General features: G+C 72.7%; 25 protein-coding genes. 14 read left to right on the forward strand and 11 right to left on the reverse strand.

Annotated features, from left to right (window positions below; genetic code table 11):
* The first annotated feature begins 176 nt into the window (after positions 1-176).
* Both ACLQ2N_RS00870 and ACLQ2N_RS00875 read left to right on the forward strand, forming a co-directional pair.
* Complete coding sequence (locus ACLQ2N_RS00870) at positions 177-1247, forward strand: SIS domain-containing protein (RefSeq protein ID WP_425808365.1); 1071 nt, start codon at positions 177-179, stop codon at positions 1245-1247.
* A 361-nt stretch (positions 1248-1608) separates the two neighbouring features.
* Positions 1609-3075: a sensor histidine kinase gene (locus ACLQ2N_RS00875; RefSeq protein ID WP_425808961.1), complete on the forward strand. Its 1467-nt coding sequence runs from the start codon at positions 1609-1611 to the stop codon at positions 3073-3075.
* A 160-nt stretch (positions 3076-3235) separates the two neighbouring features.
* Here ACLQ2N_RS00875 and ACLQ2N_RS00880 read toward each other — a convergent pair whose 3' ends face one another.
* Both ACLQ2N_RS00880 and ACLQ2N_RS00885 read right to left on the reverse strand, forming a co-directional pair.
* Positions 3236-3493, reverse strand: coding sequence for a WhiB family transcriptional regulator (locus ACLQ2N_RS00880; protein ID WP_003953983.1), 258 nt, complete (start codon positions 3491-3493; stop codon positions 3236-3238).
* Positions 3494-3812: 319 nt separating this feature from the next.
* The gene (locus ACLQ2N_RS00885; protein WP_425808366.1) at positions 3813-4781 is read right to left on the reverse strand and encodes a diacylglycerol/lipid kinase family protein; all 969 of its coding nucleotides are present in this window, start codon (positions 4779-4781) and stop codon (positions 3813-3815) included.
* Between the two features lie 141 nt (positions 4782-4922).
* Here ACLQ2N_RS00885 and ACLQ2N_RS00890 point away from each other — a divergent pair, with 141 nt between their 5' ends.
* Positions 4923-5381: a hypothetical protein gene (locus tag ACLQ2N_RS00890; protein WP_425808367.1), complete on the forward strand. Its 459-nt coding sequence runs from the start codon at positions 4923-4925 to the stop codon at positions 5379-5381.
* Positions 5382-5452: 71 nt separating this feature from the next.
* On the opposite strand, the gene ACLQ2N_RS00895 is transcribed toward ACLQ2N_RS00890, so the two are convergent.
* The 3 genes from ACLQ2N_RS00895 to ACLQ2N_RS00905 form a co-directional block, all read right to left on the reverse strand.
* Entirely contained in the window at positions 5453-6433 is a 981-nt protein-coding gene (locus ACLQ2N_RS00895) for an RNA polymerase sigma factor SigF (RefSeq protein ID WP_425808368.1), read from the reverse strand.
* The gene (locus ACLQ2N_RS00900) at positions 6430-6843 is read right to left on the reverse strand and encodes an anti-sigma regulatory factor (RefSeq protein ID WP_018105584.1); all 414 of its coding nucleotides are present in this window, start codon (positions 6841-6843) and stop codon (positions 6430-6432) included. Before ACLQ2N_RS00900 ends, ACLQ2N_RS00895 begins: the two co-directional genes overlap by 4 nt.
* 231 nt (positions 6844-7074) lie before the next feature.
* Positions 7075-7335, reverse strand: coding sequence for a UBP-type zinc finger domain-containing protein (locus ACLQ2N_RS00905; protein WP_425808369.1), 261 nt, complete (start codon positions 7333-7335; stop codon positions 7075-7077).
* A gap of 35 nt (positions 7336-7370) precedes the next feature.
* Between ACLQ2N_RS00905 and ACLQ2N_RS00910 the strand changes: the two genes are divergently transcribed.
* Complete coding sequence (locus ACLQ2N_RS00910; RefSeq protein WP_425808370.1) at positions 7371-8966, forward strand: Na+/H+ antiporter; 1596 nt, start codon at positions 7371-7373, stop codon at positions 8964-8966.
* Here ACLQ2N_RS00910 and ACLQ2N_RS00915 read toward each other — a convergent pair.
* The 4 genes from ACLQ2N_RS00915 to ACLQ2N_RS00930 form a co-directional block, all read right to left on the reverse strand.
* Complete coding sequence (locus ACLQ2N_RS00915; protein WP_425808371.1) at positions 8948-9865, reverse strand: 1-aminocyclopropane-1-carboxylate deaminase/D-cysteine desulfhydrase; 918 nt, start codon at positions 9863-9865, stop codon at positions 8948-8950. The genes ACLQ2N_RS00910 and ACLQ2N_RS00915 overlap by 19 nt on opposite strands.
* A gap of 34 nt (positions 9866-9899) precedes the next feature.
* Positions 9900-10493, reverse strand: coding sequence for an N-acetylmuramoyl-L-alanine amidase (locus ACLQ2N_RS00920; RefSeq protein ID WP_425808372.1), 594 nt, complete (start codon positions 10491-10493; stop codon positions 9900-9902).
* 122 nt (positions 10494-10615) lie between these two features.
* Positions 10616-11809: a globin domain-containing protein gene (locus tag ACLQ2N_RS00925; RefSeq protein WP_425808373.1), complete on the reverse strand. Its 1194-nt coding sequence runs from the start codon at positions 11807-11809 to the stop codon at positions 10616-10618.
* An 87-nt stretch (positions 11810-11896) separates the two neighbouring features.
* Positions 11897-12346 carry an RrF2 family transcriptional regulator gene (locus ACLQ2N_RS00930; protein ID WP_425808374.1) on the reverse strand — a complete coding sequence of 150 codons (450 nt, stop codon included), beginning with the start codon at positions 12344-12346 and terminating at the stop codon, positions 11897-11899.
* Between the two features lie 179 nt (positions 12347-12525).
* On the opposite strand from ACLQ2N_RS00930, the gene ACLQ2N_RS00935 reads away from it, so the two are divergent.
* The 5 genes from ACLQ2N_RS00935 to ACLQ2N_RS00955 all read left to right on the forward strand — a co-directional run bounded on the left by ACLQ2N_RS00935 (position 12526) and on the right by ACLQ2N_RS00955 (position 17359).
* Entirely contained in the window at positions 12526-13932 is a 1407-nt protein-coding gene (locus ACLQ2N_RS00935) for a family 2B encapsulin nanocompartment shell protein (protein WP_425808375.1), read from the forward strand.
* A 131-nt stretch (positions 13933-14063) separates the two neighbouring features.
* A complete protein-coding gene (locus ACLQ2N_RS00940) occupies positions 14064-15107 on the forward strand; it encodes a family 2 encapsulin nanocompartment cargo protein polyprenyl transferase (RefSeq protein ID WP_425808376.1) in 1044 nt (347 codons plus the stop codon).
* A gap of 115 nt (positions 15108-15222) precedes the next feature.
* The gene (locus tag ACLQ2N_RS00945) at positions 15223-15897 is read left to right on the forward strand and encodes a DUF6304 family protein (protein ID WP_425808377.1); all 675 of its coding nucleotides are present in this window, start codon (positions 15223-15225) and stop codon (positions 15895-15897) included.
* A 113-nt stretch (positions 15898-16010) separates the two neighbouring features.
* Complete coding sequence (locus tag ACLQ2N_RS00950) at positions 16011-16994, forward strand: DUF1648 domain-containing protein (RefSeq protein ID WP_425808378.1); 984 nt, start codon at positions 16011-16013, stop codon at positions 16992-16994.
* Positions 16995-16996: 2 nt separating this feature from the next.
* A complete protein-coding gene (locus ACLQ2N_RS00955) occupies positions 16997-17359 on the forward strand; it encodes a GntR family transcriptional regulator (protein WP_425808379.1) in 363 nt (120 codons plus the stop codon).
* Positions 17360-17426: 67 nt separating this feature from the next.
* On the opposite strand, the gene snpA is transcribed toward ACLQ2N_RS00955, so the two are convergent.
* Positions 17427-18083 (reverse strand): snapalysin, encoded by a 657-nt coding sequence (snpA, locus tag ACLQ2N_RS00960; protein ID WP_425808380.1) that lies wholly within the window; start codon positions 18081-18083, stop codon positions 17427-17429.
* A gap of 255 nt (positions 18084-18338) precedes the next feature.
* On the opposite strand from snpA, the gene ACLQ2N_RS00965 reads away from it, so the two are divergent.
* From ACLQ2N_RS00965 to ACLQ2N_RS00985, 5 genes are all read left to right on the forward strand, one after another.
* A complete protein-coding gene (locus ACLQ2N_RS00965; RefSeq protein WP_425808381.1) occupies positions 18339-19283 on the forward strand; it encodes a LysR family transcriptional regulator in 945 nt (314 codons plus the stop codon).
* A 123-nt stretch (positions 19284-19406) separates the two neighbouring features.
* Positions 19407-20393 (forward strand): NAD-dependent epimerase/dehydratase family protein, encoded by a 987-nt coding sequence (locus ACLQ2N_RS00970; protein WP_425808963.1) that lies wholly within the window; start codon positions 19407-19409, stop codon positions 20391-20393.
* An 80-nt stretch (positions 20394-20473) separates the two neighbouring features.
* On the forward strand, positions 20474-20830 hold the full coding sequence (locus ACLQ2N_RS00975) for a DUF952 domain-containing protein (RefSeq protein WP_425808382.1): 357 nt from the start codon (positions 20474-20476) through the stop codon (positions 20828-20830).
* Positions 20827-21756: an SDR family oxidoreductase gene (locus ACLQ2N_RS00980; protein WP_425808383.1), complete on the forward strand. Its 930-nt coding sequence runs from the start codon at positions 20827-20829 to the stop codon at positions 21754-21756. Before ACLQ2N_RS00975 ends, ACLQ2N_RS00980 begins: the two co-directional genes overlap by 4 nt.
* A gap of 6 nt (positions 21757-21762) precedes the next feature.
* Complete coding sequence (locus ACLQ2N_RS00985; RefSeq protein ID WP_425808384.1) at positions 21763-22386, forward strand: nucleotidyltransferase domain-containing protein; 624 nt, start codon at positions 21763-21765, stop codon at positions 22384-22386.
* Between the two features lie 61 nt (positions 22387-22447).
* Here ACLQ2N_RS00985 and ACLQ2N_RS00990 read toward each other — a convergent pair whose 3' ends face one another.
* Positions 22448-23059 (reverse strand): TetR/AcrR family transcriptional regulator, encoded by a 612-nt coding sequence (locus ACLQ2N_RS00990; RefSeq protein ID WP_425808385.1) that lies wholly within the window; start codon positions 23057-23059, stop codon positions 22448-22450.
* Positions 23060-23096: the final 37 nt, after the last annotated feature.

The following is a 23096-nucleotide window of genomic DNA, read 5'->3' on the forward strand; positions in this document are numbered from 1 at the left end:
GAGAGTGACGATATGTGGTATAGACCAATCAAGGTTCCAATCTAGCAGACTCACCCTGCCCCGAAGTGTCCGCACCGGCACTCGGACGCGCCCCACCGGCCGCCGCCCGCTGGCGGCCCCCGCGCGCCCCGTGTTCGACTTGGCCGAGGCATCGCGAGACCCCGGGAGGCACCGACATGTCCGCCACGTACCCGGCCGGTGACGGCGAGCGGCCCGGCCGCATCATGTCCGGCGAGATGGCCGAGCAGCCCGCGATGCTCCGCCGCATCCTGGAACGCGGCGCGCCCGCCGTCCGCGAGACCGCCGGGCGGATCGCGGCGCGGAATCCGCGCTTCGTCCTGCTCACCGCCCGCGGCACCTCCGACAACGCCGCGCTGTACGCGAAGTACCTGCTGGAGATCACGCTGGGGCTGCCCTGCGGGCTGGCCTCGATGTCCACCACCACGGCGTACGGCGCGAAGCCGGACCTCCGCGACGTGCTGGTGATCACGGTCAGCCAGTCCGGCGGCTCGCCCGACCTGGTGGCGTCGACCCGGGCGGCCCGGGAGGCCGGTGCGGTGACGCTGGTGGTGACCAACAACCCGGACTCACCGCTGGCGGCCGTCTCCGAGTACCACATCGACATCCTGGCCGGCCCCGAGAGGGCGCTGCCGGCCACCAAGACGTACACCGCTTCCCTGCTCTCGCTGTACCTGTTCGTCGAGGGGCTGCGCGGCGGCGACGGGGCGGCGGCCGCTGTCCTGCCGGACCTCGCCCAGGAGGTGCTGGCCCGCAAGGACGAGGTGAGGGCCCTGGCCTCGCGCTACCGGTTCGCCGAGCGCATGGTCATCACCTCGCGGGGGTACGGCTACCCCACCGCCAAGGAAGCCGCCCTGAAGCTCATGGAGACGAGTTACATCCCCGCCCTCTCCTACTCCGGCGCCGACCTGCTGCACGGCCCCCTCGCGATGGTCGACAACATCTCGCCGGTCATGGCCGTGGTGACCGACGGCCGGGGCGGCGAGGCGCTCCAGCCCGTCCTGGACCGGCTGCGCGGCCGGGGCGCCGACCTCTTCGTCGTCGGGCCCGAGGCCCAGGTGGCGGCGGCGTCCGCGGGGTTCGTGCTGCCGACGGCCGGGGTGGCGGAGGAGCTGCAGCCGGTCCTGGAGATCCTGCCGCTCCAGAGGCTGGCGTACGAGGTGACGATCGCCCGGGGCCAGGACCCGGACGCGCCGCGCGCGCTCGCGAAGGTCACCGAGACCCGCTGAGATCCGGGAAGCCCCCGGAAGAACCCGCGGGCCGCGGCGCCGGGCCGGGACCCTCAGCCCGACCAGCACCGCAGCCCGGAGCAGGGCCGCCCTCGCGGGCGGCCGGTCCGGCCGGCGGTGTGCGGTGCCCCCGGCCGGGGTGAGAGGCACCGGCGCAGTCAGGGCAGAGAGCGCGGGTACCTCGGTCCGCTCTCCTGTGCGGGGAGAGCGGAGGTTCTACCTCACACATTGTGGACTAGACCACTGGGTCGTGTCCATCCATGCGCGGTGCCGATGTCGGCCCCGGTTCACCGCACGTACGGGCGGCGCTTCCGGTTCGGACCGCCGCGCATCCACGGGTACGCTCGCACACGTGCCCTCCATGAACGACCTCGTACGCCAGCACACCGCCCTGAGCGACACCGACCTCGAGTGGCTGCACCTGCTGGTCTCGGAGTGGCAGTTGCTCTCCGACCTCTCCTTCGCCGACCTCGTCCTGTGGGTCCCCACCCGCGACGGCACCCGGTACGTCTCCGTCGCGCAGATGCGGCCCAACACCGGCCCGACCTCCTACCAGGACGACATGGTCGGCCACCTGGTCCCGCGCGGCCGCCGCCCGCTCCTGGACGCCGCCCTGGACGAGGGCCGCATCGTGCGCGAGGGCGACCCGGAGTGGCGCGAGGAGGTGCCCGTACGGGTCGAGTCGATCCCCGTACGCCGGGAGGGCCGGGTGCTCGGCGTGATCGCGCGCAACACCAACCTCCTCACCGTGCGCACCCCGTCCCGGCTGGAGCTGACCTACCTCCAGTCCGCATCGGACCTGGCCCAGATGATCGCCGCCGGGTCCTTCCCCTTCCCGGGCCAGCAGGTCGACATGGACGCGTCCCCGCGCGTCGGCGACGGCCTCGTCCGGCTGGACGCCGACGGGGTCGTCCAGTACGCCAGCCCCAACGGCCTCTCCGCGTACCACCGCCTCGGCCTCGCCTCCGACCTCGTCGGCCAGCACCTCGGCCAGATCAGCGCCGAACTCGCCCCGTCCCGGGGCCCGGTGGACGAGGCCCTGGTCAAGATGGCCAGCGGTTACGCGCCCCGCGAGTTCGAGGTGGAGTGCGCGGGCGGGGTGATCCAGCTGCGCGCGATCCCGCTCAAGCCCAAGGGCGTCCGCATCGGGTCGCTGGTCCTCCTGCGCGACGTGACGGAACTGCGCCGCCGCGAGCGCGAGTTGATCACCAAGGACGCCACCATCCGGGAGATCCACCACCGGGTGAAGAACAACCTCCAGACGGTCGCCGCCCTGTTGCGCCTCCAGGCCCGCCGGATGGACTCCGCGCAGGGCCGCGAGGCGCTCAACGAGGCGGTGCGGCGCGTCGGTTCGATCGCCATCGTGCACGAGACGCTGTCCCAGAATCTGGACGAGCGGGTGGAGTTCGACGACATCGCCGACCGGGTGATCGCCATGGTCGCGGAGATCTCGCCGGGCAAGGTGACCTGCCGCCGGACGGGACGCTTCGGGATACTCGACGCCGAGGTGGCGACACCGCTCTCGATGGTCCTCACCGAGGTCCTGCAGAACGCCCTGGAGCACGCCTTCTCCGTCGCGGAGTCCGGTACCGTCGAGGTCTCGGCGGTCCGGGGCGGCTCGCCCACCGAGGGGCGGCTGCTCATCACCGTCCAGGACGACGGCTGCGGTCTGCCCGAGGGATTCGACCCGCAGAAGGCCGGCAACCTCGGCCTCCAGATCGTCCGCACGCTGGTCGAGGGGGAGCTCGGCGGCTCGTTCGGCATGGTGCCGGCGCCGGAGCGCGGGACGCAGGTCGTCCTCGACATCCCGGTCCGCAACGAGAAGTAGGGGCCCGCACACGGCAGAGAGCCCGGACCGTTGGTGAACGGTCCGGGCTCTCCGGTCAAACATGCGCTTCGGGGGTACTGCGCGCTGCGACTCGGGGGGCGGGGTGGTGCGTACGCGCTGTACGCGCCGCCTGCGCTGAGGTTCGTAGCGGTGGCGTCGGTCAGGCGCTGGCGTTGCGCGCCCGGTTGCGAGCGGCGCGGCGCTTCATTGCGCGGCGCTCGTCCTCGCTGAGGCCACCCCAGACGCCGGAGTCCTGGCCGGACTCGAGCGCCCACTGCAGGCACTGCTCCATGACGGGGCAGCGACGGCAGACGGCCTTGGCTTCCTCGATCTGCAGCAGCGCAGGACCGGTGTTGCCGATGGGGAAGAACAGCTCCGGGTCTTCCTCACGACAAACGGCGTTGTGACGCCAGTCCATGGCTGCTACCTCTCCTTGGTGTTACGTACTGTGGCTTGTGAATGTGAACGCTTTCACGAATCCCCCCGCAGGTGTAGGCCCGACGCCCAGATGAACTGGTTGCGGTCCTGTGAAGTGAGGAGGGGTTCTGGCTCTCAGTGGAGGCCGTTGTTGCGGGCCGTCCCGATCGCCATGTAGAGATTCGCAAACCTCGGCGGCGGATACAACCCCTTCAGGAAAGTTTTTTTTGATTCCTCGGTGTCGGCTAGGTCACAGCCGTACTTCTAGAGGGTGGAAGCCAGTCCAAACGTTCGAGTTAAAGGACTTTGGTCCCTTCCACTCACACAATCACACGCAGTGCACGGCGTACGCCTGTGAACGTCACACTCGTACGCACTCCGAGGTGGTCACCGTCCATCTGGAAGGGCAGTGGCACCTTTGAATGCAAGGTGAAGTCCGTGAGGTCGTGCCGTGAAACCGCGTGCTTGCCCCGAGGGCCCTTCTCCGGGCTCGACGTGAGGAGCTGGGTGGCGTAGCGGCTGACCGCCGCCGTGGACAGTTTCTGCAGGCCCAGCACGTCCAGAGCGGTGTCGAAGGACGCCTTCGGAGCCGCGTACACCGGCCTGTTCCCCAGGTACGTCCACGGGGACGTGTTGCAGATTATGGAAAGCGCGAGATCGGTGACCGGCTCCTCGCCGGGCACGTCGAGCGTGATCACGCCCTGTCTCCGGTGCGGCTCCTCCAGGAATTGCCGGAGCACCTGGCGCACGTACAGGGCATGGGTCGAACGCTTGCCGCGCTCCCGCTGCTGTTCGACCCGGCCGATCACCCCGGCGTCGAATCCGAGGCCGGCGCAGAAGGTGAACCAGCGCTCCGGCACCGATTCGTCCTCCGTGCCCGGCGTACCCGCCGCGAGGCCGAGGCCGACCGTGCGTTCGGTCCGGTTCGCCAGCGCGTCCAGAATGGCGCCGGTCGCCTCCACCGCGTCGTTGGGCAGCCCGAGGGCCCGCGCGAAGACGTTGGTGGAGCCGCCGGGCACCACGGCCAGCTTCGGCAGGTGGTCCAGATCGGGACCCCGGTGCAGCAGGCCGTTGACGACCTCGTTGACCGTGCCGTCGCCGCCGAGCGCCACCACGAGGTCGATGTCGTCGCTGTCGGCGGCCCGCCGCCCCAGGTCGCGGGCGTGCCCGCGGTACTCCGTGGAGACGGCCTCCAGCTTCATCTCGCTCGCCAGCGCGTGGATCAGCACGTCACGGGTCCGCGCACTGGTGGTGGTGGCGGCTGGATTGACCACGAGAAGTGCGCGCATGACTGCCAGCCTACCTACCGCGGGGTACAGGCCTGAAGTCCTGCCCGCAGGCCCTCACGCTCGGTGACGGCGCGGGGGCGCGGCGGTGGCACGCCGCACCCCGGCTTTCCTTCGCCGGGGCCGGGATGCCAACCTGCAAGGGTGAGTACTCAGCAGAACGCGCCCTCGCCCCTGGCCGAGCCGGCGAAGCCGGCCAGGATCACGCTGGTGGCCGCGATCAGCGGCCTCGAAGGCGCCGCCCTCGTCTTCGGCGGGATCTACATGCTGGTGATGGGCCTGCTGGGTCGGCCCGACAGCCCCGAGCAGGCCGAGATGGGCGGGCTGACCGTCATCGCGCTCGGCCTGATCCCGCTCTTCGCCGCCCGCGGCCTGCTGGGCCGCCGCAGCTGGAGCCGTGGCCCCGCGCTCATCACGCAGATCATCGCGCTGCCGGTGGCCTGGACGCTGCTGCGCTCCCACGGCGCGCTGATCCCGGCCGGCATCGTGCTCGCGGCGGTCGCGCTGACCGCGCTCTACCAGCTGGTCAGGCCCGCCACCATCGAGGCCCTCGGCATCCGCAGGCCGGGCACCACGCCCGACGCGGACACCGAGGACGCCTGACCGCTCCCGGACACGGGAAGAGGCCGCCGGAGACGTTCCGGCGGCCTCTTCCGCGTGCGTCACCGCGCCCGCTACTCCTCCACGAGCAGCCGCTCGCGCAGCTGCGCCAGGGTGCGGGCCAGCAGCCGCGAGACGTGCATCTGCGAGATGCCGACCTCCTGCGCGATCTGCGACTGGGTCATGTTGCCGAAGAACCGCAGCAGCAGGATGCGCTTCTCGCGCGGCGGCAGGTCCTCCAGCAGCGGCTTCAGCGACTCCCGGTACTCCACGCCCTCCAGCGCCTCGTCCTCGGAGCCCAGCGTGTCCGCCACGGCCGGCGACTCGTCGTCCGTGTCCGGCACGTCCAGCGAGAGCGTGCTGTACGCGTTGGCCGACTCCAGGCCCTCCAGGACCTCCTCCTCGGAGATCCCCAGCCGTTCCGCCAGCTCGTGCACCGTGGGCGAACGGCCGTGCAGCTGGGACAGCTCCGCGGTCGCCGAGGTCAGCGAGAGCCGCAGCTCCTGGAGACGGCGCGGCACCCGCACCGCCCAGCCCTTGTCGCGGAAATGGCGCTTGATCTCCCCGACGACCGTCGGCGTCGCGTACGTCGAGAACTCGACGCCCCGCTCCGGGTCGAACCGGTCGACGGATTTGATCAGCCCGATCGTGGCGACCTGGGTCAGGTCGTCCAGCGGCTCCCCGCGGTTGCGGAAGCGGCGGGCCAGGTGCTCCACCAGCGGCAGATGCATCCGCACCAGCCGGTTGCGCAGCTCGGCCCGCTCCGGCGAACCGTCGGGGAGCTTGCCCAGCTCGATGAACAACGCCCGCGCCCCGCTGCGGTCGTTTGGATCGTGGTGCCCGTGCTCGCTCATCTGGCCCGCCCGCTCCGCCTGCGACTGCTCCACCGCGACCGTAATGCCGGCGGGCCCGTCCGCCCCGTCCACCGCACGGGGCAGGTCCGCCCCGTCCACCGGATGAGGCAGGGCCTGCTGATCCGGGATGCCTGCCGCACGCACCACCCCTGGTCGGATCGTCTCGTCCCGCACCGGACCGTCCCCGTTCCCGTTGCTCACGCCGGCCCGGGTCCCGCGCCGCGCTGCTTGTACAGGCTGATGCTGACCGTACGGTCGTCGGCGACCGAGGAGTCGACCTTCCCGGCCAGCGCGGAGAGCACCGTCCAGGCGAAGGTGTCGCGCTCCGGGGCGCGGCCGTCCGTGGTCGGGGCCGCGACCGTCACCTCGAGCGAATCGTCGATGAGCCGGAAGACGCAGCTCAGGACGGAGCCGGGCACGGCCTGCTGGAGCAGGATCGCGCACGCCTCGTCCACCGCGATGCGAAGGTCCTCGATCTCGTCGAGAGTGAAGTCCAAGCGTGCTGCGAGACCGGCCGTGGCCGTGCGCAGCACCGACAGGTAGGCACCCGCAGCGGGCAGCCGGACCTCTACGAAGTCCTGATTACCGGGCTCGCCTGCGATCTGGGACACCCTCACCTCCAAGGTGGCACAAACTCATTCGAGGTTCCGGGAAGAACGCCCGGAGCCATGCGGTACGTCTTCGGTTCTCGGTCCGGCGACGCTATCGCGATCCATGATGCCGTGTCGCCGGAACCCCCTCCCGTGGCTGTCACTCATGGTAGGTCCATGGGTACACACAGTGCCTAGAGGGCTGCGTCGCTCAATTACGAACAACGCGCGCCGGTTTGACGTACCCGGACGTCAGACGATCGAACCGTCGACAAAGCACCAACGCCAGTTCTCGCCCGGTTCGAAGCTCCGCATGACCGGATGGCCGGTCTGCTCGAAGTGCCCCGTCGCGTGCCGCCCGGGCGAGGAGTCGCAGCAGCCGACGTGGCCGCAGCTCAGGCACAGCCGCAGCTGCACCGGGTGAGTGCCGGCCGCCAGGCACTCGGGACAGGTCCCGCCGAGGGGCGCGGGCTCGGGGCGCGGCAGATCCGGTACATGCGGGCAACCACTCATGATGGCCAGGTTACGACGGATGCGAGGATCATGAGATGGACGCATTGCCCCTGGTGGCGCTGGTCGCGGGCAGTGCCGCGACCGCGGGCCTCGCACGCCGCACCCCGGTGCCGGCCCCCCTTCTCCTGGTCGCCGTCGGCCTGATCGCCTCGTACGTGCCGGGGGTGCCGTCGTACACGCTGGACGCGCACATCGTGCTCCCCCTGCTGCTGCCACCCCTGCTCTACACCGCCGCCGTGGACAGCTCCTATCTGGACCTGAGGGCCAACCTGCGGCCCGTGGCGCTGCTGTCGGTCGGCTACGTGCTGTTCGCGACGGTCGCGGTCGGCTGGCTGGCGTATCTGCTGGTGCCCGATCTGCCACTGACCGCCGCGCTGGTGCTGGGGGCCGTGATCGCCCCGCCGGACGCCGTCACCGCCGCGGCCATCGCCCGCCGGGTGGGGCTGCCCGCGCGCGTCACGACGGTCCTCCAGGGCGAGTCCTTGGTGAACGACGCCACCGCGATCACCGCCTACAAGGTGGCGCTCGCCGCCGCCGTGGGCGAGGGCGTGAGCTGGAGCGGCGGGGTTGGCGAATTCCTCCTGGCCTCGGTCGGCGGCGTCGGGGTCGGCCTGCTGCTCATGGTCCCGCTGCACTGGCTGCGCACCCATCTGCGGGAGCCGCTGCTCCAGAACACGCTGTCGCTCCTCATCCCGTTCGTGGCGTACGCGGCGGCCGAGCGGGTGCACGCCTCCGGAGTGCTCGCGGTGGTCGTCGTCGCGCTGTACCTGGGCCACCGCTCCTGGCAGGTCGACTTCGCCACCCGGCTCCAGGAGGCCGCCGTCTGGAAGATGGTCGCCTTCGTCCTGGAGTCGGCCGTGTTCGCGCTGATCGGCCTCCAGTTGCCGTTCGTGCTCAAGGGGCTCGGCGCATACTCGGTGGCGGACGCCTTCGGGTACGCGGTGCTGGTCTTCCTGGCCGTGGTGGTCGTCCGCTTCGTCTGGGTCTACCCGGCGACCTACCTGCCCCGGTGGCTGTCGCGGCGCGTCAGGGAGCGGGAACCCGGAACGAACTGGACCTCACCGCTGATCGTCGGCTGGGCCGGCATGCGCGGGGTCGTCTCGCTCGCCATCGCCTTCTCCGTCCCGCTCGTCACGGCCGACGGCTCGGCCTTCCCGGCCCGCAACCTGGTGCTGTTCCTGACGTTCACCACCGTCATCGGCACGCTGGTGATCCAGGGGCTCACGCTGCCGCTCCTGGTGCGGGTGCTGAAGCTCCCGGGCCGGGACCGGCAGGCCGACACCCTGGCCGAGGCGCAGGCCCAGAACGAGGCGTCCACGGCCGCCGAGGCCCGCTTGGACACGCTGCTCACCGATGAGCGCAACCGGCTGCCCGAGCCCTTGGCGGACCGCCTGCGGACCGTCCTGGAACGCCGCCGCAACGCGGTGTGGGAACGCCTGGGCGCGGCCAACCCGGTCACCGGTGAGTCGGCGGACGACACCTACCGGCGGCTGGCCGGCGAGATGATCGAGACCGAGCGGGAGGTCTTCGTACGGCTGCGGGACGAGCGCAGGATCGACGACGAGATGATGCGGACCCTGCTGCGCCGCCTGGACCTGGAGGAGGCGGCGGCCTACCGGGAGGAGGGCTGAGCCTCCTCGTCCGGGCGGCCGGTGATCACCGCCGCGACGGTGGTCCCGGCGGGGAAGGCGCCCTCCTCGGCCAGCACGGTGAGCGCGTGCAGCATTTTGGCCACATACAGTCGCTCCACGGGCAGCCCGTGCCGGTCCTCGAAATCGTTTGCGAAGGCGTGCAGGCCGGGTGTCGTACGGGCGTAGCCGCCGAAGTGGAACCGCTCGTCCAGCCACCAGTCGCCCGCCGGACCGCCGAACGCCTCCCGCTGGAGCTCCCGCACCGCCTCGCCCAGGAAGCCGCCGCGCAGGACCGGGACGCCGAGCGCGCGCTGCCCCGGCGCGAGTCCGGCGGCGAGCCCGGCCAGGGTGCCGCCGGTGCCGCAGGCCACCGCCGCCACGTCGGCCACGCCCCGCAGTTCGCGCCCGAGCGCGGCGCAGCCGCGGGCCGCGAGGGCGTTGCTGCCACCCTCCGGGACGACCTCGCAGTCCCCGTACGCCTCCAGCAGCCGGGCCAGGACCGCCGGGTCGGACTTGGCGCGGTAGGTCGCCCGGTCCACGAAGTGCAGCCGCATCCCGTCGGCGGCGCACCGGGCGAGCGAGGGGTTGAGGGGGCGGTGGGCCAGCTCGTCACCGCGGACGACTCCGACGGTGCGGAATCCGAGGAGCCGCCCGGCGGCGGCGGTGGCCCGCAGATGGTTGGAGTACGCGCCGCCGAAGGTGAGCACGGGGCGCCCGGCGGCGGCCGCCAGATTGGGCGCGAGTTTCCGCCATTTGTTGCCCGGCAGGTCCGGGTGGATCAGGTCGTCGCGCTTGAGCAGCAGCGTCACACCGTGCCGGGCGAAGCGCTCGTCATGGGCCGGCTGCACGGGGGATGGCAGCAGCGGGCGCAGCCGGGATTCGGGAGACGGGGAGGACATGTGCTCCATTGTGGCGGCGGGCGCCGCCCGGGGCTCACTTCAGGCGGTCGTGGACGCGGTCGCGCATGTCGTTCATCGAGAAGCCCTTGGGGTCCACCTTGCCGGGCTGCCACTCGCGGTGGCCGATTACCGAGCGGGCGGTCCAGCCGTGGTGGCGGCAGATGGCCGCCGAGACCTTCTCGATCGCTTCGAGCTGGGCGTCGGGCCAGGGGTCCTTGCCGTCGCCGAGGTTCTCGCACTCGAAGCCGTAGAAGTGCCGGTTTCCGTCGGTGTCGGCCTCGTTGTCGCGGGGAAGGCGCTTCTTCTCCGCGACCACGGCGCGCAGGACGTCGCCGTCGCCCATCCCCGCGTGGTTGGTCCTGCCGTAGCCGACCAGGTGGACCCGGCCGTCCTTGGCGATGACACCGTGGCAGAGCGGCCCCGGCAGGTCGGGGTGGCCGTCGCGGCACATCCGGACGGTGGCGTCGGTCCCCTCGGTGACGGAGTGGTGGATCATCACGCCGTTCACGGGGCCCCAGGGGCCCTTGTGGTTCCGGTTGTGGCTGCGCCAGTCGCCGACCTCGACGACGGTGAGCCCTTCCTTCTTGAGGGCGGCGAGGAAAGCGCTCGCGGACATGGGTGAGGACATGACCGGCTCCTTTGTGCGTGTGGGAGCGGTTCTACCCGGTCGGAAGGGCCCCGACCGGTCGCGGAGCGACGGCGGGGCCCTGTTCGGATCCTGTGCGAGCCGATCCGGACATCACCGGTGGCTCAGGAGGCGAGCCACAGGTCGGGGCCGAACACCTCGTAGTGGATGTCGGAGGCCGGGACGCCCTTGGCGAGCAGCTGGGTGCGGACCGAGCGCATGAAGGGCAGCGGGCCGCAGAGGTAGGCGTGCGTGCCCGAGGGGACGACGAGGCCGCTCAGGTCCACGAGCCCGGTGCGGTCGGCGGGGTGGCCGTCCGCCGGGTTCTCGTACCAGAAGTGGGCGGCGGCGTCGTGCAGCTTGGCCGTGAGCGCGGTGTGGTCGGTGCGCAGCGCGTGATCGGCGGGGGAGCGGTCGCCGTGCACGACGGTGACCGGGGCGCGGTGCCCCGACTCCGCGAGGTGCTCCAGCATCGACAGGATCGGGGTGCAGCCGATGCCCGCGGAGGCGAGCAGCAGCGGTGCGTCCTCGGACTTCAGTACGAGGTCGCCGTACGGGGCGGAGACCCGGAGACGGTCGCCGGCGCGGACCTGTGCGTGCAGGTGGCGGGAGACCTCGCCGTCCGGGGCGTCGTTGCCGTGGACCCGCTTGACGGTGAGGGAGCGGACCGCCGAGCCAGGGGCGCCGGTCAGGCTGTACTGGCGTATCTGGCGTGCGCCGTCCGGGAGTTCGACCTGGACCGAGACGTACTGGCCGGGGCGGAAGGCGGGGGCCGGCGAGCCGTCGGCGGGGCGGATGCGGAACCGGGCGACGTCGTCGGTCTCCTCGGTGCGCGAGACGACCTCCCACTCGCGCCAGACGTCGCCGGCGACGACGCCCTGCTCCGCGTACAGCCGCTCCTCGATGGCGATCAGGGCGTTGGCCATCAGCCAGTAGACCTCGTCCCAGGCGGCGGCGACCTCCGGGGTCACCGCGTCGCCCAGGACCTCGGCTATCGCGGCGAAGAGGTGGGTGTGGACGACCTCGTACTGGGCCGGGGTGACACCGAGCGAGGCGTGCTTGTGCGCGATCCGGCCGAGCATCACGTCGGGGCGGGTGTCGGGCTGCTCGACCAGCTGGGTCGCGAACGCGGCGATGGAGCCGGCGAGCGCCTGGCGCTGGGCGCCGGACGCCTGGTTGCCCCGGTTGAACAGGTCGCGCAGGAGCTCCGGGTGGGCGTCGAACAGCTTGCGGTAGAAGAGATCGGCGATGTCCCCGATGGCCGCGCCGACGGCGGGCAGGGTGGCGCGGACGGTGGCGGTCGACGGCTCGGAGAGCATCGGTGACTCCTCGGAGGTTGAATTGGCATCTCAGATGCGTATTTAACGGCAGTGTAGGCACCGGCCGGCGGCCCGGTGCGGCGGGGGTCAGTCCCGGGGTGGCGGCGCGCTGCTGAGGCTGATCAGCAGCGGGCCGGTGGGTGCGGCGGCCAATTCCGCGACGGTGAGCGGGTCCAGCGAGGCGTAGAAGGCTTCCTGGGCCTCGCGCAGGGCGCCGCGCAGCAGGCAGGCCGCCCGCAGCGGACACGGGGTGGAGCCCTCGCAGTCGACCGCGTCGCCGGGCTCCTCCAGTTCGCGGACGAGGGCGCCGACCGACGCCGTCCTGCCCGCCCCGGTCAGGGTGAGCCCGCCGCCCCGGCCCCGCCGCGCCTCGATCAGGCCGAGGTGCTGGAGGCGGGCCACGACCTTCGCGGCGTGCGAGTACGGCACCTGCATGGTCGCCGCCACCTCGCGGGTGGTCGGCGGGTCCTCGCGCTTCACGACGGCGAGGCGCATCAGGACGCGCAGCGCGACGTCGGTGAACTTGGTGAGCCGCATGGCGGCCAGATTAGGTAAGTGGCATTCCGGATGCAAATTAAAGCCGATGCGGGGCATCGCGCAGCGTTGTGCCCCACCCAAAGCCCGATTAGTCGCACTCTTTTGTGTAATGGCGTGCACCGTCCTCGTGCTGGAAGTGTTCTTCCCGCAGGTCAGCCGATAGATCGAGAGGACGACAGATGTCCGTTGGTGAAGAGGTTCAGAACGTGCAGGTGCCGCCGCAGCAGAGTCTCGGCACGGCGGCCGCGCGGAACCTCGCGACGACCACCAAGTCCGCTCCGCAGATGCAGGAGATCACCTCACGGTGGCTGCTGAAGATGCTGCCGTGGGTCCAGGTGCAGGGCGGCACGTACCGGGTGAACCGCCGGCTGAGCTACTCGGTCGGGGACGGCCGCGTCACGTTCGTGCAGACCGGGGACCGGGTCACGGTCATCCCCGCCGAGCTGGGGGAGCTGCCGGCGCTGAGGGACTTCGGGGACGAGGAGGTGCTCGCCGAGCTGGCCCGGAGGTGCGAGCAGCGCGAGATCCCCGCCGGGCAGCTCCTGGCCACGGCGGGTGAGGCGGCGGACCGGGTGTACCTGCTGGCGCACGGCAAGGTCGAGAAGGTGGGCACCGGCCCCTACGGGGACGAGGCGGTGCTCGGGGTCCACGCGGACGGGGCGTATTTCGGGGACCACTCCCTCATCGAGGGCGACGCCGTCTGGGAGTACACGGCCCGCGCCGTCACCGCGTGCACGGTGCTCACGCTCCGGCGGGCGGACGTGCTCAACCTCGCCGAACGGGCCGATTCGCTGCGCAGCCATCTCGCCGGGCTGCTGGCCGTCCCGCAGCAGCGCACCAACAAGTACGGCGAGGCGGAGATCGACCTCTCCGCGGGCCACGTCGGCGAGGCCGTCGTCCCGCACACGTACGTGGACTACGACGCGGCGCCACGCGAGTACGAACTGAGCGTCGCCCAGACCGTCCTGAAGGTCCACAGCCGTGTCGCGGACCTCTACAACCAGCCGATGAACCAGACCGAGCAGCAACTGCGGCTCACGGTCGAGGCGCTGCGCGAGCGCCAGGAGCACGAGCTCATCAACAACCGCGAGTTCGGCCTGCTCAACAACTGCGACTACGGTCAGCGGCTCCAGCCGCACGACGGGGTGCCGAGCCCCGACGACATGGACGAACTGCTCTCGCGCCGGCGCGGCTCGAAGCTCTTCCTCGCCCACCCGCGCGCCATCGCCGCCTTCGGCCGTGAGTGCAACAAGCGCGGCCTCGTACCGGAGAGCGTGGACGTCGGCGGGCACCATGTGCCGGCCTGGCGCGGCGTCCCGATCTTCCCCTGCAACAAGATCCCGGTCAGCGACGCCCGCACCACGTCGATCATCTGCATGAGGACCGGCGAGTCCGAGCAGGGTGTCATCGGCCTCCAGCAGACGGGCATCCCGGACGAGATCGAGCCCAGCCTCTCGGTCCGCTTCATGGGCATCGACGAGCAGGCGATCATCTCCTACCTCGTGACGGCCTACTACTCCGCGGCGGTCCTCGTCCCGGACGCCCTCGGTGTCCTGGAGAACGTCGAGGTCAGCCGCTGGCGGTGAGCCACGGGGCCCGGACGCTTCGCGGTCCGGGCCCCTGCCGCCCGCGCTCCCAGCAACCACCCACGCCCCCGGCCCCGGCCGCGACAGCGCCCGGGGCCGGGGACGGCAACGACAGGGGTGACCGATTGACCATGACCCGAACAGACGCCGCGACCGAGGGCAACGAGGCCGCGGCGCTCCTTGAGTACACCCGGACCCTCGTGGACCCGCGCCTGCGGGCGGCGGTCGCCTCCCTGCCCGGCTCGATCCGGCGGGTCGCCATGTACCACTTCGGCTGGCAGCACGCCGACGGCAGCCCGGCGGCGGGCGGCGCGGGCAAGGCGATCAGACCGGCGCTCGTCCTGGCGGCCACCCGCGCCCTGGGCGGCGACCCCGAACAGGCCGTCCGGGCCGCCGTCGCCGTCGAACTCGTCCACAACTTCACCCTGCTCCACGACGACGTCATCGACGAGGACCACACCCGCCGCCACCGGGCCACCGCCTGGACGGTGTTCGGTGTCCCGGACGCCGTCATCGCCGGAGACGCGATGCTGGCCCTCGCCCAGCGGCTGCTCGCCGAGGACGGCCGGGCGATGTCGCCCGCCGCGTCGGTCCGGCTCTCGACCTGTGTCATCGAGCTGTGCGCGGGCCAGCAGGCCGACTGCGCCTTCGAGGACCGCGACCCGGACCAGGTGTCACTGGACGAGTGCCTGGCCATGGCGACGGCGAAGACCGGCGCGCTGCTCGGCTGCGCCTGCGCCCTGGGCGCGCTCTACGCGGGCGCCGACGAGCGGGCCGTCCGGGCCATGGACGGTTTCGGCCGGGAGGCGGGCCTCGCCTTCCAGTTGATCGACGACCTGATCGGCATCTGGGGCGACCCGGCCCAGACCGGGAAGCCGGTCGGCGCGGATCTCAGCGCCCACAAGAAGTCGCTGCCCGTGGTGGCGGCGCTCGCCGCGGGCGGGCCGGCCGCGGCGGAGCTGGCCGAGCTGTACCGGGGTGCGATGAACACCCGCGCCGAGGTGAGCCGGGCCGCCGAAGCCGTGGACCGGGCGGGCGGCCGGGACTGGGCGCAGAGCTGCGCCGCGGACCGCATGGCGCGGGCCGTGCACCACCTGTCCAGGGCGGTCCCGGACCTCTCGGCGGCGGGCGACCTGCTGGCCCTGGCCGAGTTCGTCACCCGTCGCAAGCACTGACGAGCCGTCGGAAGCGCTGACGAGCCGCCGGCCGAAGGGAGGTGCCGCGGGGCGGCCGCGGCCAAGCGGAGGGCGGCAGGGGCGGTGTCGGAGGCAGGGGCTACAGTCCCTGCTCATGACAGATGAGTCGTGGGCAGGGTGGTACCGGGACCGGCAGGGATCGGACGCCGTCATCCTCACCACCGACGGGCAGCAACTCCGCCTCCGCGTCCGGGGAGTGGACTTCGAGGGCGGCAGCTTCGACGGCCTGCGCCCGGTGGCGGCCGGGCCGGCGGAGCAGGGGCTGTTCGCGCTGACGGACGGCGTGCTGGGCGACTGCGTCCTGGAGTGGGACCTGCCGTTCCCCGTCATGGCGGAGGGAGTGGAGCGGCAGACGACTCTGAGCTGCCTGCTCTCGCTGCGCCGCCCCGACCCGTATCTGTACCTGGAACTCCGGTTCGGCGGCGCGGCCTTCGGTTCCCAGCGGGCCGAGAGCGACTTCGGGTCCGCGCTGGCGACGATCCAGCGGGAGCTGCCGCCCGGGGTCCGTCTGCGGACCTGCATAGCCTGCGCGTTCTCCGACTACTTCCCGGCCCCGGCGGCCGGCCGCGGTCTCTCCGGCGGGCTCGCCTGTTTCCGGGGCGCCAAGGAGGCGTACCGGGGCACGGCCGGCGAGCAGGACGTGCTGGGGCTGTGGGAGCGGCGCACCGGCTTCGTCCAGGAGGTCTGGAGCTGCCGGGAGTTCGAACCCCGGCCGACGGAGGGCGCCGGCACGGGCCACCGGGGAGCGTTCCCGCTCGAGACGGCCTGACCGGCCGGGCGCCGGGCCGCCCCGCCCCTTTCCGCTCGTCCTGATCCGCGTACCCCGTACGTCATTGCCGCCACCTTCATTGTTCTACTAACATGCGAACAAGGGAGGTTTTGATGAAGCTGAGATCCGTCGGCCGTGTGGTGCTCACCGCCCTGCCGTTCCTGCTCGCGCTCGCCGTCGACCTGCTGCTCTTCGCCACCCGCCGCGACCGGCTGCCCGCGCAGCTGGCCAGCCACTTCGTGGGCAACGGCCGGGTGGACGACTACGCCGGCCAGCCCTCGTACCTGGTCGTCAGCACACTCGTCCTGCTCGGCACAGGTCTCCTGTGGACGCTGATGGCGGGGTTCGGGCGGTTCGCCGGCGCGGCGCACCGCATGCTGGTCGCCTTCGGGTACGCCTTCGCCGCCTTCATCGGCTACCTCATGGGGGCCGTCCTCCTCATCAACGTGGACGCGGTCGAGGACGCGCAGGGCCGGGGGCAGGGTGTCCACTTCCCCATGTGGCACCTGGCCGCGGCCTTCGGGGCGGGCGTCCTCGCCTACGGGCTCGGGTACCTCGCGGCGGCGCTGACGCCCGTGCCCGAACCGGCCGGGAACGACGCACCCGAGGCGGGCGGCGAGCGCGTCGCGCTGGGAGCGGGGGAGGTCGCCGGATGGGCCCGGAGCGTCGGCTCCTGGTGGCTGCCGCTCACGGCCCTCCTGGTCGTCGGGACCGGTATCGCCGTGCTGTTCACGGCCGGCCGGCCCTTCGCCGTACTGACCCTCGCCCTCGGGCTGCTCATCGCGAGCTTCGCTCGCACCCACGTCACCGTGGACCGGCGGGGGATCACCGTCTCCGGGCTGCTGCCCTGGCCGCGCGTCCGGGTCCCGCTGGACCGGATAGAGGCGGCGGCCAGCCGCGACATCCGCCCTCTCACCGAGTACGGCGGCTGGGGGTACCGCATCCGGCCCGGGCGCAGCGGTGTCATGCTCCGGTCGGGGGAGGGCATCGTGGCCCGGCTGACGAACGGCCGCGACTTCGCGGTGACCGTGGACGACTCGGCGACCGGGGCCGCGCTCCTCAACACCCTGATCGACCAGCGCCGAACGGAGCACTGACCATGCTCTTCCGGGTCGACCCCACCTCGGCCGTGCCGCTCGGCGACCAGATCGCCGCCTGTGTGCGCCGCGCCGTGGCCGACGGCGCGGCGGCCCCGGGCGAACGGCTGCCCGCCGCCCGCGTCCTGGCCGGATCGCTCGGCGTCAACGTCCACACGGTGCTGCGGGGCTATCAGCGGCTGCGCGAGGAGGGTCTGATCGAGCTGCGCCGGGGCCGGGGCGCGGCCATCGCGGACGGGGCGTCCCCGCACCGCGCCCGCCTCCTCGAACGGGTCCGCGAGACCGTGGCCGAGGCCAGGGGCCTGGGCCTCACGGCGGACGAACTGCTGACCCTGGTCCGTACCGAATACGGCGTCACCGGCTGACGGCCTCCGGCACGGGCGACGGGCCGCCTCGTCCTGCGAGGCGGCCCGTCGGTGCGGGCGGGAGCGGTCAGGAAGCAGCCTTGGCCGGCGTGGCCGCGAAGCCGTACTGCCACAGGTAGTTCACCTGGCTGCGCTCACTGGCGTTCGGGTACGGGTTGGTGCAGGACGTGCCGGGGCCGCCGCCCGACATCAGCTCGCTGCACGGCCCCGAGTAGTGGTCCGGCAGACCGAGCACGTGCCCGGTCTCGTGGGCGGTGACCCGGGTCGAGTTGTACTGCCGGTTCTGCGTGTAGTCCAGGAAGATGTAGCCGTTGCCGTGACCGTCGGTGCTCGCGTACGAGCCGCGGGAGTCGTTGCCCTCGTAGTACGCGAAGTCGGGGTTCGAGCCCTCCTGCAGCCGGACGTTGGAGACCGAGCTGTTCCAGATCGAGGCGCTGTTGGCTATCTGGGTGCGGAAGCTGGGCGCGTTCGCGGCGCTGTAGACGATGGTGACGGACTGGACGCCGGGGTTGGCCGCACGCTTCTCGGCCACCGACTTCGCGACCGCCTCGAAGAACGCCTTGTTGGCGGCGGCGTCCTCGTGCGAGGCGGACGTGGCCGAGTACGCGACGTGCGCGGCCGTGGCGGCTGCCTCCGGAGCGGCGACAGCCGGTCCCGCGGCCAGCGCGGCGACGGTGAGGCCGAGTCCGAGCACGGCCGACATGACGGTCCTGGGGTGTCTCATGTGGGGGGTCTCCTACCAGTTACCGGTCAGAGGAACCCGTCCGATGATCGGACTCGGACGGGGGCGATACGCAGAGAGTGTCGGGGAAGCGGAGTCCGCGCGGATGATGTCAGTCGGTGATAACGCGGCCCTATCACCCACGTGGACATGTCGTGCACCCGTGCGGTCCGCACACCCAACGCCCGGTGAATTGACCGTCTTTGGCGGGGTAACCGCCCGTGGTGCGGCCCGGTGGACCGCCCTAATCTCAGCACCATGGAGCTTGAGGTGAGACACCTCAGGGCGCTGTGCGCCATCGCCGACACCGGCAGCCTGCACCGGGCGGCCCGCGCCCTGGGCGTGAGCCAGCCCGCGCTCACCACTCAGCTGCGCCGGATCGAGAACGCGCTCGGCGCCGAACTCTTCAGCCGTGAACGCACCGGCTGCCGCCCCACCCTCCTCGGCCACGCCGTCCTCAGCCGCGCCCGCCCCCTGGTCGACGGCATGAGCGCCCTGGTCAGCGACGCGAAGGCGGAGGCCGCAGCCGCCGAAGGGCCCCGGCTGCGGATCGGCTGCACGGCCAGCCGGGTCATCGGCGGCTGGCTGCGCCGGCTCCGCCTGAGGCTGCCGGGGACCGACATCTCGCTGCGGGTCGACGTCTCCGCCCGCGCCCTGCTCCGCGCCGTCGACGCGGACCGGCTCGACGTGGCCTTCGTGCACGAGGTGGAGGGCTGTCCGCTCGCCGTCCCGGACGGGCTGGAACAGCGGGTCCTCGTGGACCGGGAACCGCAGTTCGTCTCCATGGCCCGCGACCACCCGGCCGCCTCGCTGCCCGTGGTCGACCTGGCGGACCTGGCCGCCGACCGGTGGATGGTCGACCCCACGGTGGACGGCGAATGGGACGGCCTGCGCCGGATGTTCGACCAGGCCGGGCTGGCCCCCGCCGTGCTGCACGGCGACTACCTCACCGCCGCCTCGCTCGTCGTCCTCGGCGAGGCGGTGGCCCCCTGCCAGCCGACCTCGGGCCCCCGGGACGACATGGCGATCCGCCCGCTGCGCGACGACCCGCTCGCGGTCCGGCTGCTCCTGGTCTCCCGCCCCGGCGCGGACATGACCGCGGTCTACGCCGAACTGGAGGCCGCCTACCGGGATGCGGCGCGGCGGGTGGCCGGATACCACCAGTGGCTGCTGCGCAACCGCAGCCCGCTGGCCCGCTCCTGAGACCCGGGGCGCCCGGGCTGGCGGCCTGCCCGCGGAGTTCCCGCCTCCGGATGATTCAGCCGAGAGCGTGGGCCGTTCCGGACCGGGCCGCGACAGGGCAGAGTCGGGGGCATGAGGCTTCTGATGCTGGGCGGTACGCAGTTCGTCGGCCGGGCCGTGACCGAGGCGGCCCTCGCGCGCGGCGGGCAGGTCACGGTCTTCCACCGGGGTCACCACGCGCCCCCGCCCGGGACCGCCGAGATCATCGGTGACCGCACCGCCGAAAACGGCCTGGCCGCCCTCGCCGCAGCCGACGGCCCCGCCTGGGACCTGGTGGTCGACACCTGGAGCGGCGCGCCCTCCGCCGTGCGCGACGCGGCCCGGCTGCTGTCCGCCCGCGCCGCCCGCTACACGTACATATCCAGCCGTTCCGTCTACGACTACCCGGCGCCGGCGGGCCTGGCCGAGGACGGCCCCGTCGTGGCGGGCGCCTCGCCGGACGCCGGTGACGACCAGTCGTACGCCCTGGCCAAGCGCGGCGGTGAACTGGCCGCCGAGGACGCCTTCGGCGACCGCGCCCTCCTCGCCCGGGCCGGCCTGATCCTCGGCCCCTGGGAGAACATCGGCCGGCTGCCCTGGTGGCTGAACCGGATCGCACGCGGCGGCCCGGTCCTGGCCCCCGGCATCCCCGGCACGGACATCCAGTACATCGACGCGCGCGACCTCGCCGACTGGGTGCTCGACGCGGCGGAGCAGGGGCTGCACGGCCCGTACAACCTGGTCAGCCGGCCGGGGCACACCACCATGGGCGGACTGCTCGACGCCTGTGTGCGCACCACCGGTTCGGACGCCGAACTGCGCTGGACCCCGGCGGAGAAGATCCTCGCGGCGGGCGTCGAGCCCTGGACCGACCTGCCGGTGTGGCTGCCGCCGGGGGAGCTGTACGACACCCTCCACCAGGGCGACGTCGGGCGCGCCCTCGCGACGGGGCTGCGCTGCCGCCCGGTCGAGGAGACCGTCGCGGACACCTGGGCGTGGCTGCGCGCGATCGGCGGCGAGGCGCCCCAGCGCCCCGACCGCCCCACCGTGGGTCTCGCCCCGGAGAAGGAGGCGAAGCTCCTGGCGGGCTGAGGAGCGGGCGCCGCGCCGACGCGGCGAGGGGTTATCCACAGGGCCGGGCTCATCGCCCCTCGCGGAGTTAGCCTCGGCCCATGGCCGAACTGCTGCACCTCACCGAAGGACCGCTCTGGGAGGCGGCGCGCGGGATCGGGACGTACGAGATGTCCACCCGCGGCCGCACCCTGCACGAAGAGGGCTTCATCCACTGCTCGCTGCCCCACCAGCTCCCCGGCGTGGCCGAGATGCTGTACGGCGCCGAGAGCCGGGCCGGAGCCGCCGACCAGGAGCTCGTGGTGCTCGTCATCGACCCCGGCCGGCTCACCGCACCCCTGCGGTACGAGGCGGTCGCGCCCGGCGGCGAGGAATTCCCCCACATCTACGGGCCGCTTCCCGTCGACGCGGTCGTCGAGGTGCGCCCCTGGCCGTCCGAGGAGGGCACCTCCGCATGAGCCCCGCCACCGACCCCGCCCCCGGGGCCGTCACCAGCGGACCGCCCACCGCCGTCACCGGGGCGAGCGGCGCGCTCGGCGGCCGGGTCGCCGCCCGGCTGGCCCGGGCCGGCGTCCCCGTCCGGCTGCTCGGCCGCGACCCGTCCCGGCTGCCCGCCCTCCCCGGCGCCGACCTCGCACCGCCCGCCTCCTACGGCGACGGCGAGGCCATGCGGCGCGCCCTGGCCGGGGCGCACACCCTGTTCCTCGTCTCGGCGCACGAGAGCCCCGACCGGGTCCGCGAGCACACGACCGCGGTGGACGCGGCGGTCGCGGCCGGTGTCGAACGCATCGTCTACGTCTCCTTCCTGGGCGCCGCCCCCGACGCCACCTTCACCTTCGCCCGGGACCACTGGAGCACCGAGGCGCACATCCGGACCGCCGACGTCCGGTACACCTTCCTGCGCGACAGCTGGTATCTCGCCGGGCTCCCCGCCATGACCGGCGCCGACGGCGTGCTGCGCGGCCCCGCAGGGGACGGCCGGGTCGCCGCCGTCGCCCACGAGGACATCGCCGACGCGGCGACCGCCGTGCTCCTCGCGGACACCGACGCGACCGGCCCCTCGCACGACGGCCGCACCTACGACCTGACCGGCCCCGAGGCGTTCACGCTCGCCGAGGCGGCCGAGGAGCTGAGCCGGGTCACCGGACGGGCCGTCACCTATGTGCCGGAGACCCGCGAGGAGGCGTACGCCTCCCGGGCGGGATACGGGGCCCAGGACTGGGAGGTGGCCGGCTGGGTCACCTCGTACGAGGCCATCGCGGCCGGCGAGATGGCCGCCGTCTCGGACGCCGTGCCGACGCTGACCGGCCGCCCCGCCATAGACCTGGCCACCTATCTGCGCGAACACCCCGACAGTTACCGCCACCTCCTGCGACAGGGCTGATCCGCCGTGCGCACGGAGACCCCGTGGGGTGTCTGGGACCCGCCGCCGCTCGCCGATGCCGTCCGCATGCTCGCCCCGCTGCGCTGCCCGTGGTGGGTCGCCGGAGGCTACGCGGTCGAGCTGGCGGTGGGCCGCGCGTACCGGGAGCACGGCGACATCGACGTGCTCCTGCTGCGCCGCGACCAGGCGGAGGCGCAGCGGGTCCTGTCCGGCTGGGAGTGGTGGGCCGCCGATCCGCCGGGCACGCTGCGGCCCTGGCGCCCCGGTGAGATCCTGCCCGTCGCTGTCCACGACATCTGGTGCCGGCCGGGCCCGGACGAGCCGTGGCGGTTGCAGTTCATGCTGGACGACACGGACGGCGACGACTGGGTGTTCCGCCGGGACGCCCGGGTCCGCCTCCCGCTGGGGCGGCTGGGCCGGCGTTCCCCGGACGGCGTCCCGTACCTGGCGCCCGAGGTCCAGCTCCTCTACAAGTCCGCGTCCCGGCGGCCCAAGGACGAGCGGGACTTCGAGGCGGCGCTGCCCGTCCTGGACGACCACGCGCGCGCCTGGCTGGCCGAGACGATCACGCTGGCCGAGGGTGCGGACCACCCGTGGGCGGTCCGGCTGCGGGCGGCACTCGCGGGGTAGGGCGGGGGCCCCGGGCCTATCTCCGTACAGGCCCCGGCACCGGCACCGGCACCCCCCGCCCTCACCTCACATACGCCCCCGCCTCCGCCGCCAGGACCGCCGCGTCGGCGGCCCGGTCGGCGGCGGCCTCGTCCAGCGGGTCGCCGCTGGCCAGCAGGCGGTAGTAGAGCGGCGCGGAGACCGCGCGTACGACCTCGTCCGCGTCCGTGCCGGGCGGCAGTTCACCCCGCGCGACGGCCTCGGTGACGCAGCCGGCCCACTCCTGGACCCGGACCGCGTAGAAGCGGTGCAGCGCCTGAGCCGTACGCGGATCGCAGGTCGCCGCCGCGATCACCGACCGGAACAGCGCGCCCTGGCGCGGATCGGTGAGCGTCTTCAGTACCAGCCGGGCGTTCGCCCTGAGGTCGCCCGCCAGCGAACCGGTCCGCGCGCGCGGCGACGACTGCTCGGCCATGTCGTCCAGCAGGTCCGCGATGAGACCGGTGGGCGAGGACCAGCGCCGGTAGACGGTCGTCTTGCCGACCTCCGCGCGGCGGGCCACATCGGCGAGGTCGAGGCGGTCGAATCCGTGCTCGGCCAGCGCGTCGCCCGCCGCGCGCAGGACGGCTTCCCGCACACGGGCGGTCCGCCCGCCGGGCCGTACGGTGCCGGGTTCCACACCCTCGGATGCCATAACGGGTCTCCAGTTCCATTAGGAAGCATTCCTCTGC

Origin of the sequence: Streptomyces sp. DT224 (assembly GCF_049844595.1) — a bacterium.
In the GTDB taxonomy this organism is placed as follows: Bacteria; Actinomycetota; Actinomycetes; order Streptomycetales; family Streptomycetaceae; genus Streptomyces.

What these genes read in the sequence shown, in the direction of transcription:
- ACLQ2N_RS00870 (WP_425808365.1), top strand. Translation starts at nt 177, where the DNA reads ATGTCCGCCACGTACCCGGCCGGTGACGGCGAGCGGCCCGGCCGCATC.
- ACLQ2N_RS00875 (WP_425808961.1), top strand. Translation starts at nt 1,609, where the DNA reads ATGAACGACCTCGTACGCCAGCACACCGCCCTGAGCGACACCGACCTC.
- ACLQ2N_RS00880 (WP_003953983.1), bottom strand. Translation starts at nt 3,493, where the DNA reads ATGGACTGGCGTCACAACGCCGTTTGTCGTGAGGAAGACCCGGAGCTG.
- ACLQ2N_RS00885 (WP_425808366.1), bottom strand. Translation starts at nt 4,781, where the DNA reads ATGCGCGCACTTCTCGTGGTCAATCCAGCCGCCACCACCACCAGTGCG.
- ACLQ2N_RS00905 (WP_425808369.1), bottom strand. Translation starts at nt 7,335, where the DNA reads ATGAGTGGTTGCCCGCATGTACCGGATCTGCCGCGCCCCGAGCCCGCG.
- ACLQ2N_RS00910 (WP_425808370.1), top strand. Translation starts at nt 7,371, where the DNA reads ATGGACGCATTGCCCCTGGTGGCGCTGGTCGCGGGCAGTGCCGCGACC.
- ACLQ2N_RS00915 (WP_425808371.1), bottom strand. Translation starts at nt 9,865, where the DNA reads ATGTCCTCCCCGTCTCCCGAATCCCGGCTGCGCCCGCTGCTGCCATCC.
- ACLQ2N_RS00920 (WP_425808372.1), bottom strand. Translation starts at nt 10,493, where the DNA reads ATGTCCTCACCCATGTCCGCGAGCGCTTTCCTCGCCGCCCTCAAGAAG.
- ACLQ2N_RS00925 (WP_425808373.1), bottom strand. Translation starts at nt 11,809, where the DNA reads ATGCTCTCCGAGCCGTCGACCGCCACCGTCCGCGCCACCCTGCCCGCC.
- ACLQ2N_RS00930 (WP_425808374.1), bottom strand. Translation starts at nt 12,346, where the DNA reads ATGCGGCTCACCAAGTTCACCGACGTCGCGCTGCGCGTCCTGATGCGC.
- ACLQ2N_RS00935 (WP_425808375.1), top strand. Translation starts at nt 12,526, where the DNA reads ATGTCCGTTGGTGAAGAGGTTCAGAACGTGCAGGTGCCGCCGCAGCAG.
- ACLQ2N_RS00940 (WP_425808376.1), top strand. Translation starts at nt 14,064, where the DNA reads ATGACCCGAACAGACGCCGCGACCGAGGGCAACGAGGCCGCGGCGCTC.
- ACLQ2N_RS00945 (WP_425808377.1), top strand. Translation starts at nt 15,223, where the DNA reads ATGACAGATGAGTCGTGGGCAGGGTGGTACCGGGACCGGCAGGGATCG.
- ACLQ2N_RS00950 (WP_425808378.1), top strand. Translation starts at nt 16,011, where the DNA reads ATGAAGCTGAGATCCGTCGGCCGTGTGGTGCTCACCGCCCTGCCGTTC.
- ACLQ2N_RS00955 (WP_425808379.1), top strand. Translation starts at nt 16,997, where the DNA reads ATGCTCTTCCGGGTCGACCCCACCTCGGCCGTGCCGCTCGGCGACCAG.
- snpA (WP_425808380.1), bottom strand. Translation starts at nt 18,083, where the DNA reads ATGAGACACCCCAGGACCGTCATGTCGGCCGTGCTCGGACTCGGCCTC.
- ACLQ2N_RS00965 (WP_425808381.1), top strand. Translation starts at nt 18,339, where the DNA reads ATGGAGCTTGAGGTGAGACACCTCAGGGCGCTGTGCGCCATCGCCGAC.
- ACLQ2N_RS00970 (WP_425808963.1), top strand. Translation starts at nt 19,407, where the DNA reads ATGCTGGGCGGTACGCAGTTCGTCGGCCGGGCCGTGACCGAGGCGGCC.
- ACLQ2N_RS00975 (WP_425808382.1), top strand. Translation starts at nt 20,474, where the DNA reads ATGGCCGAACTGCTGCACCTCACCGAAGGACCGCTCTGGGAGGCGGCG.
- ACLQ2N_RS00980 (WP_425808383.1), top strand. Translation starts at nt 20,827, where the DNA reads ATGAGCCCCGCCACCGACCCCGCCCCCGGGGCCGTCACCAGCGGACCG.
- ACLQ2N_RS00990 (WP_425808385.1), bottom strand. Translation starts at nt 23,059, where the DNA reads ATGGCATCCGAGGGTGTGGAACCCGGCACCGTACGGCCCGGCGGGCGG.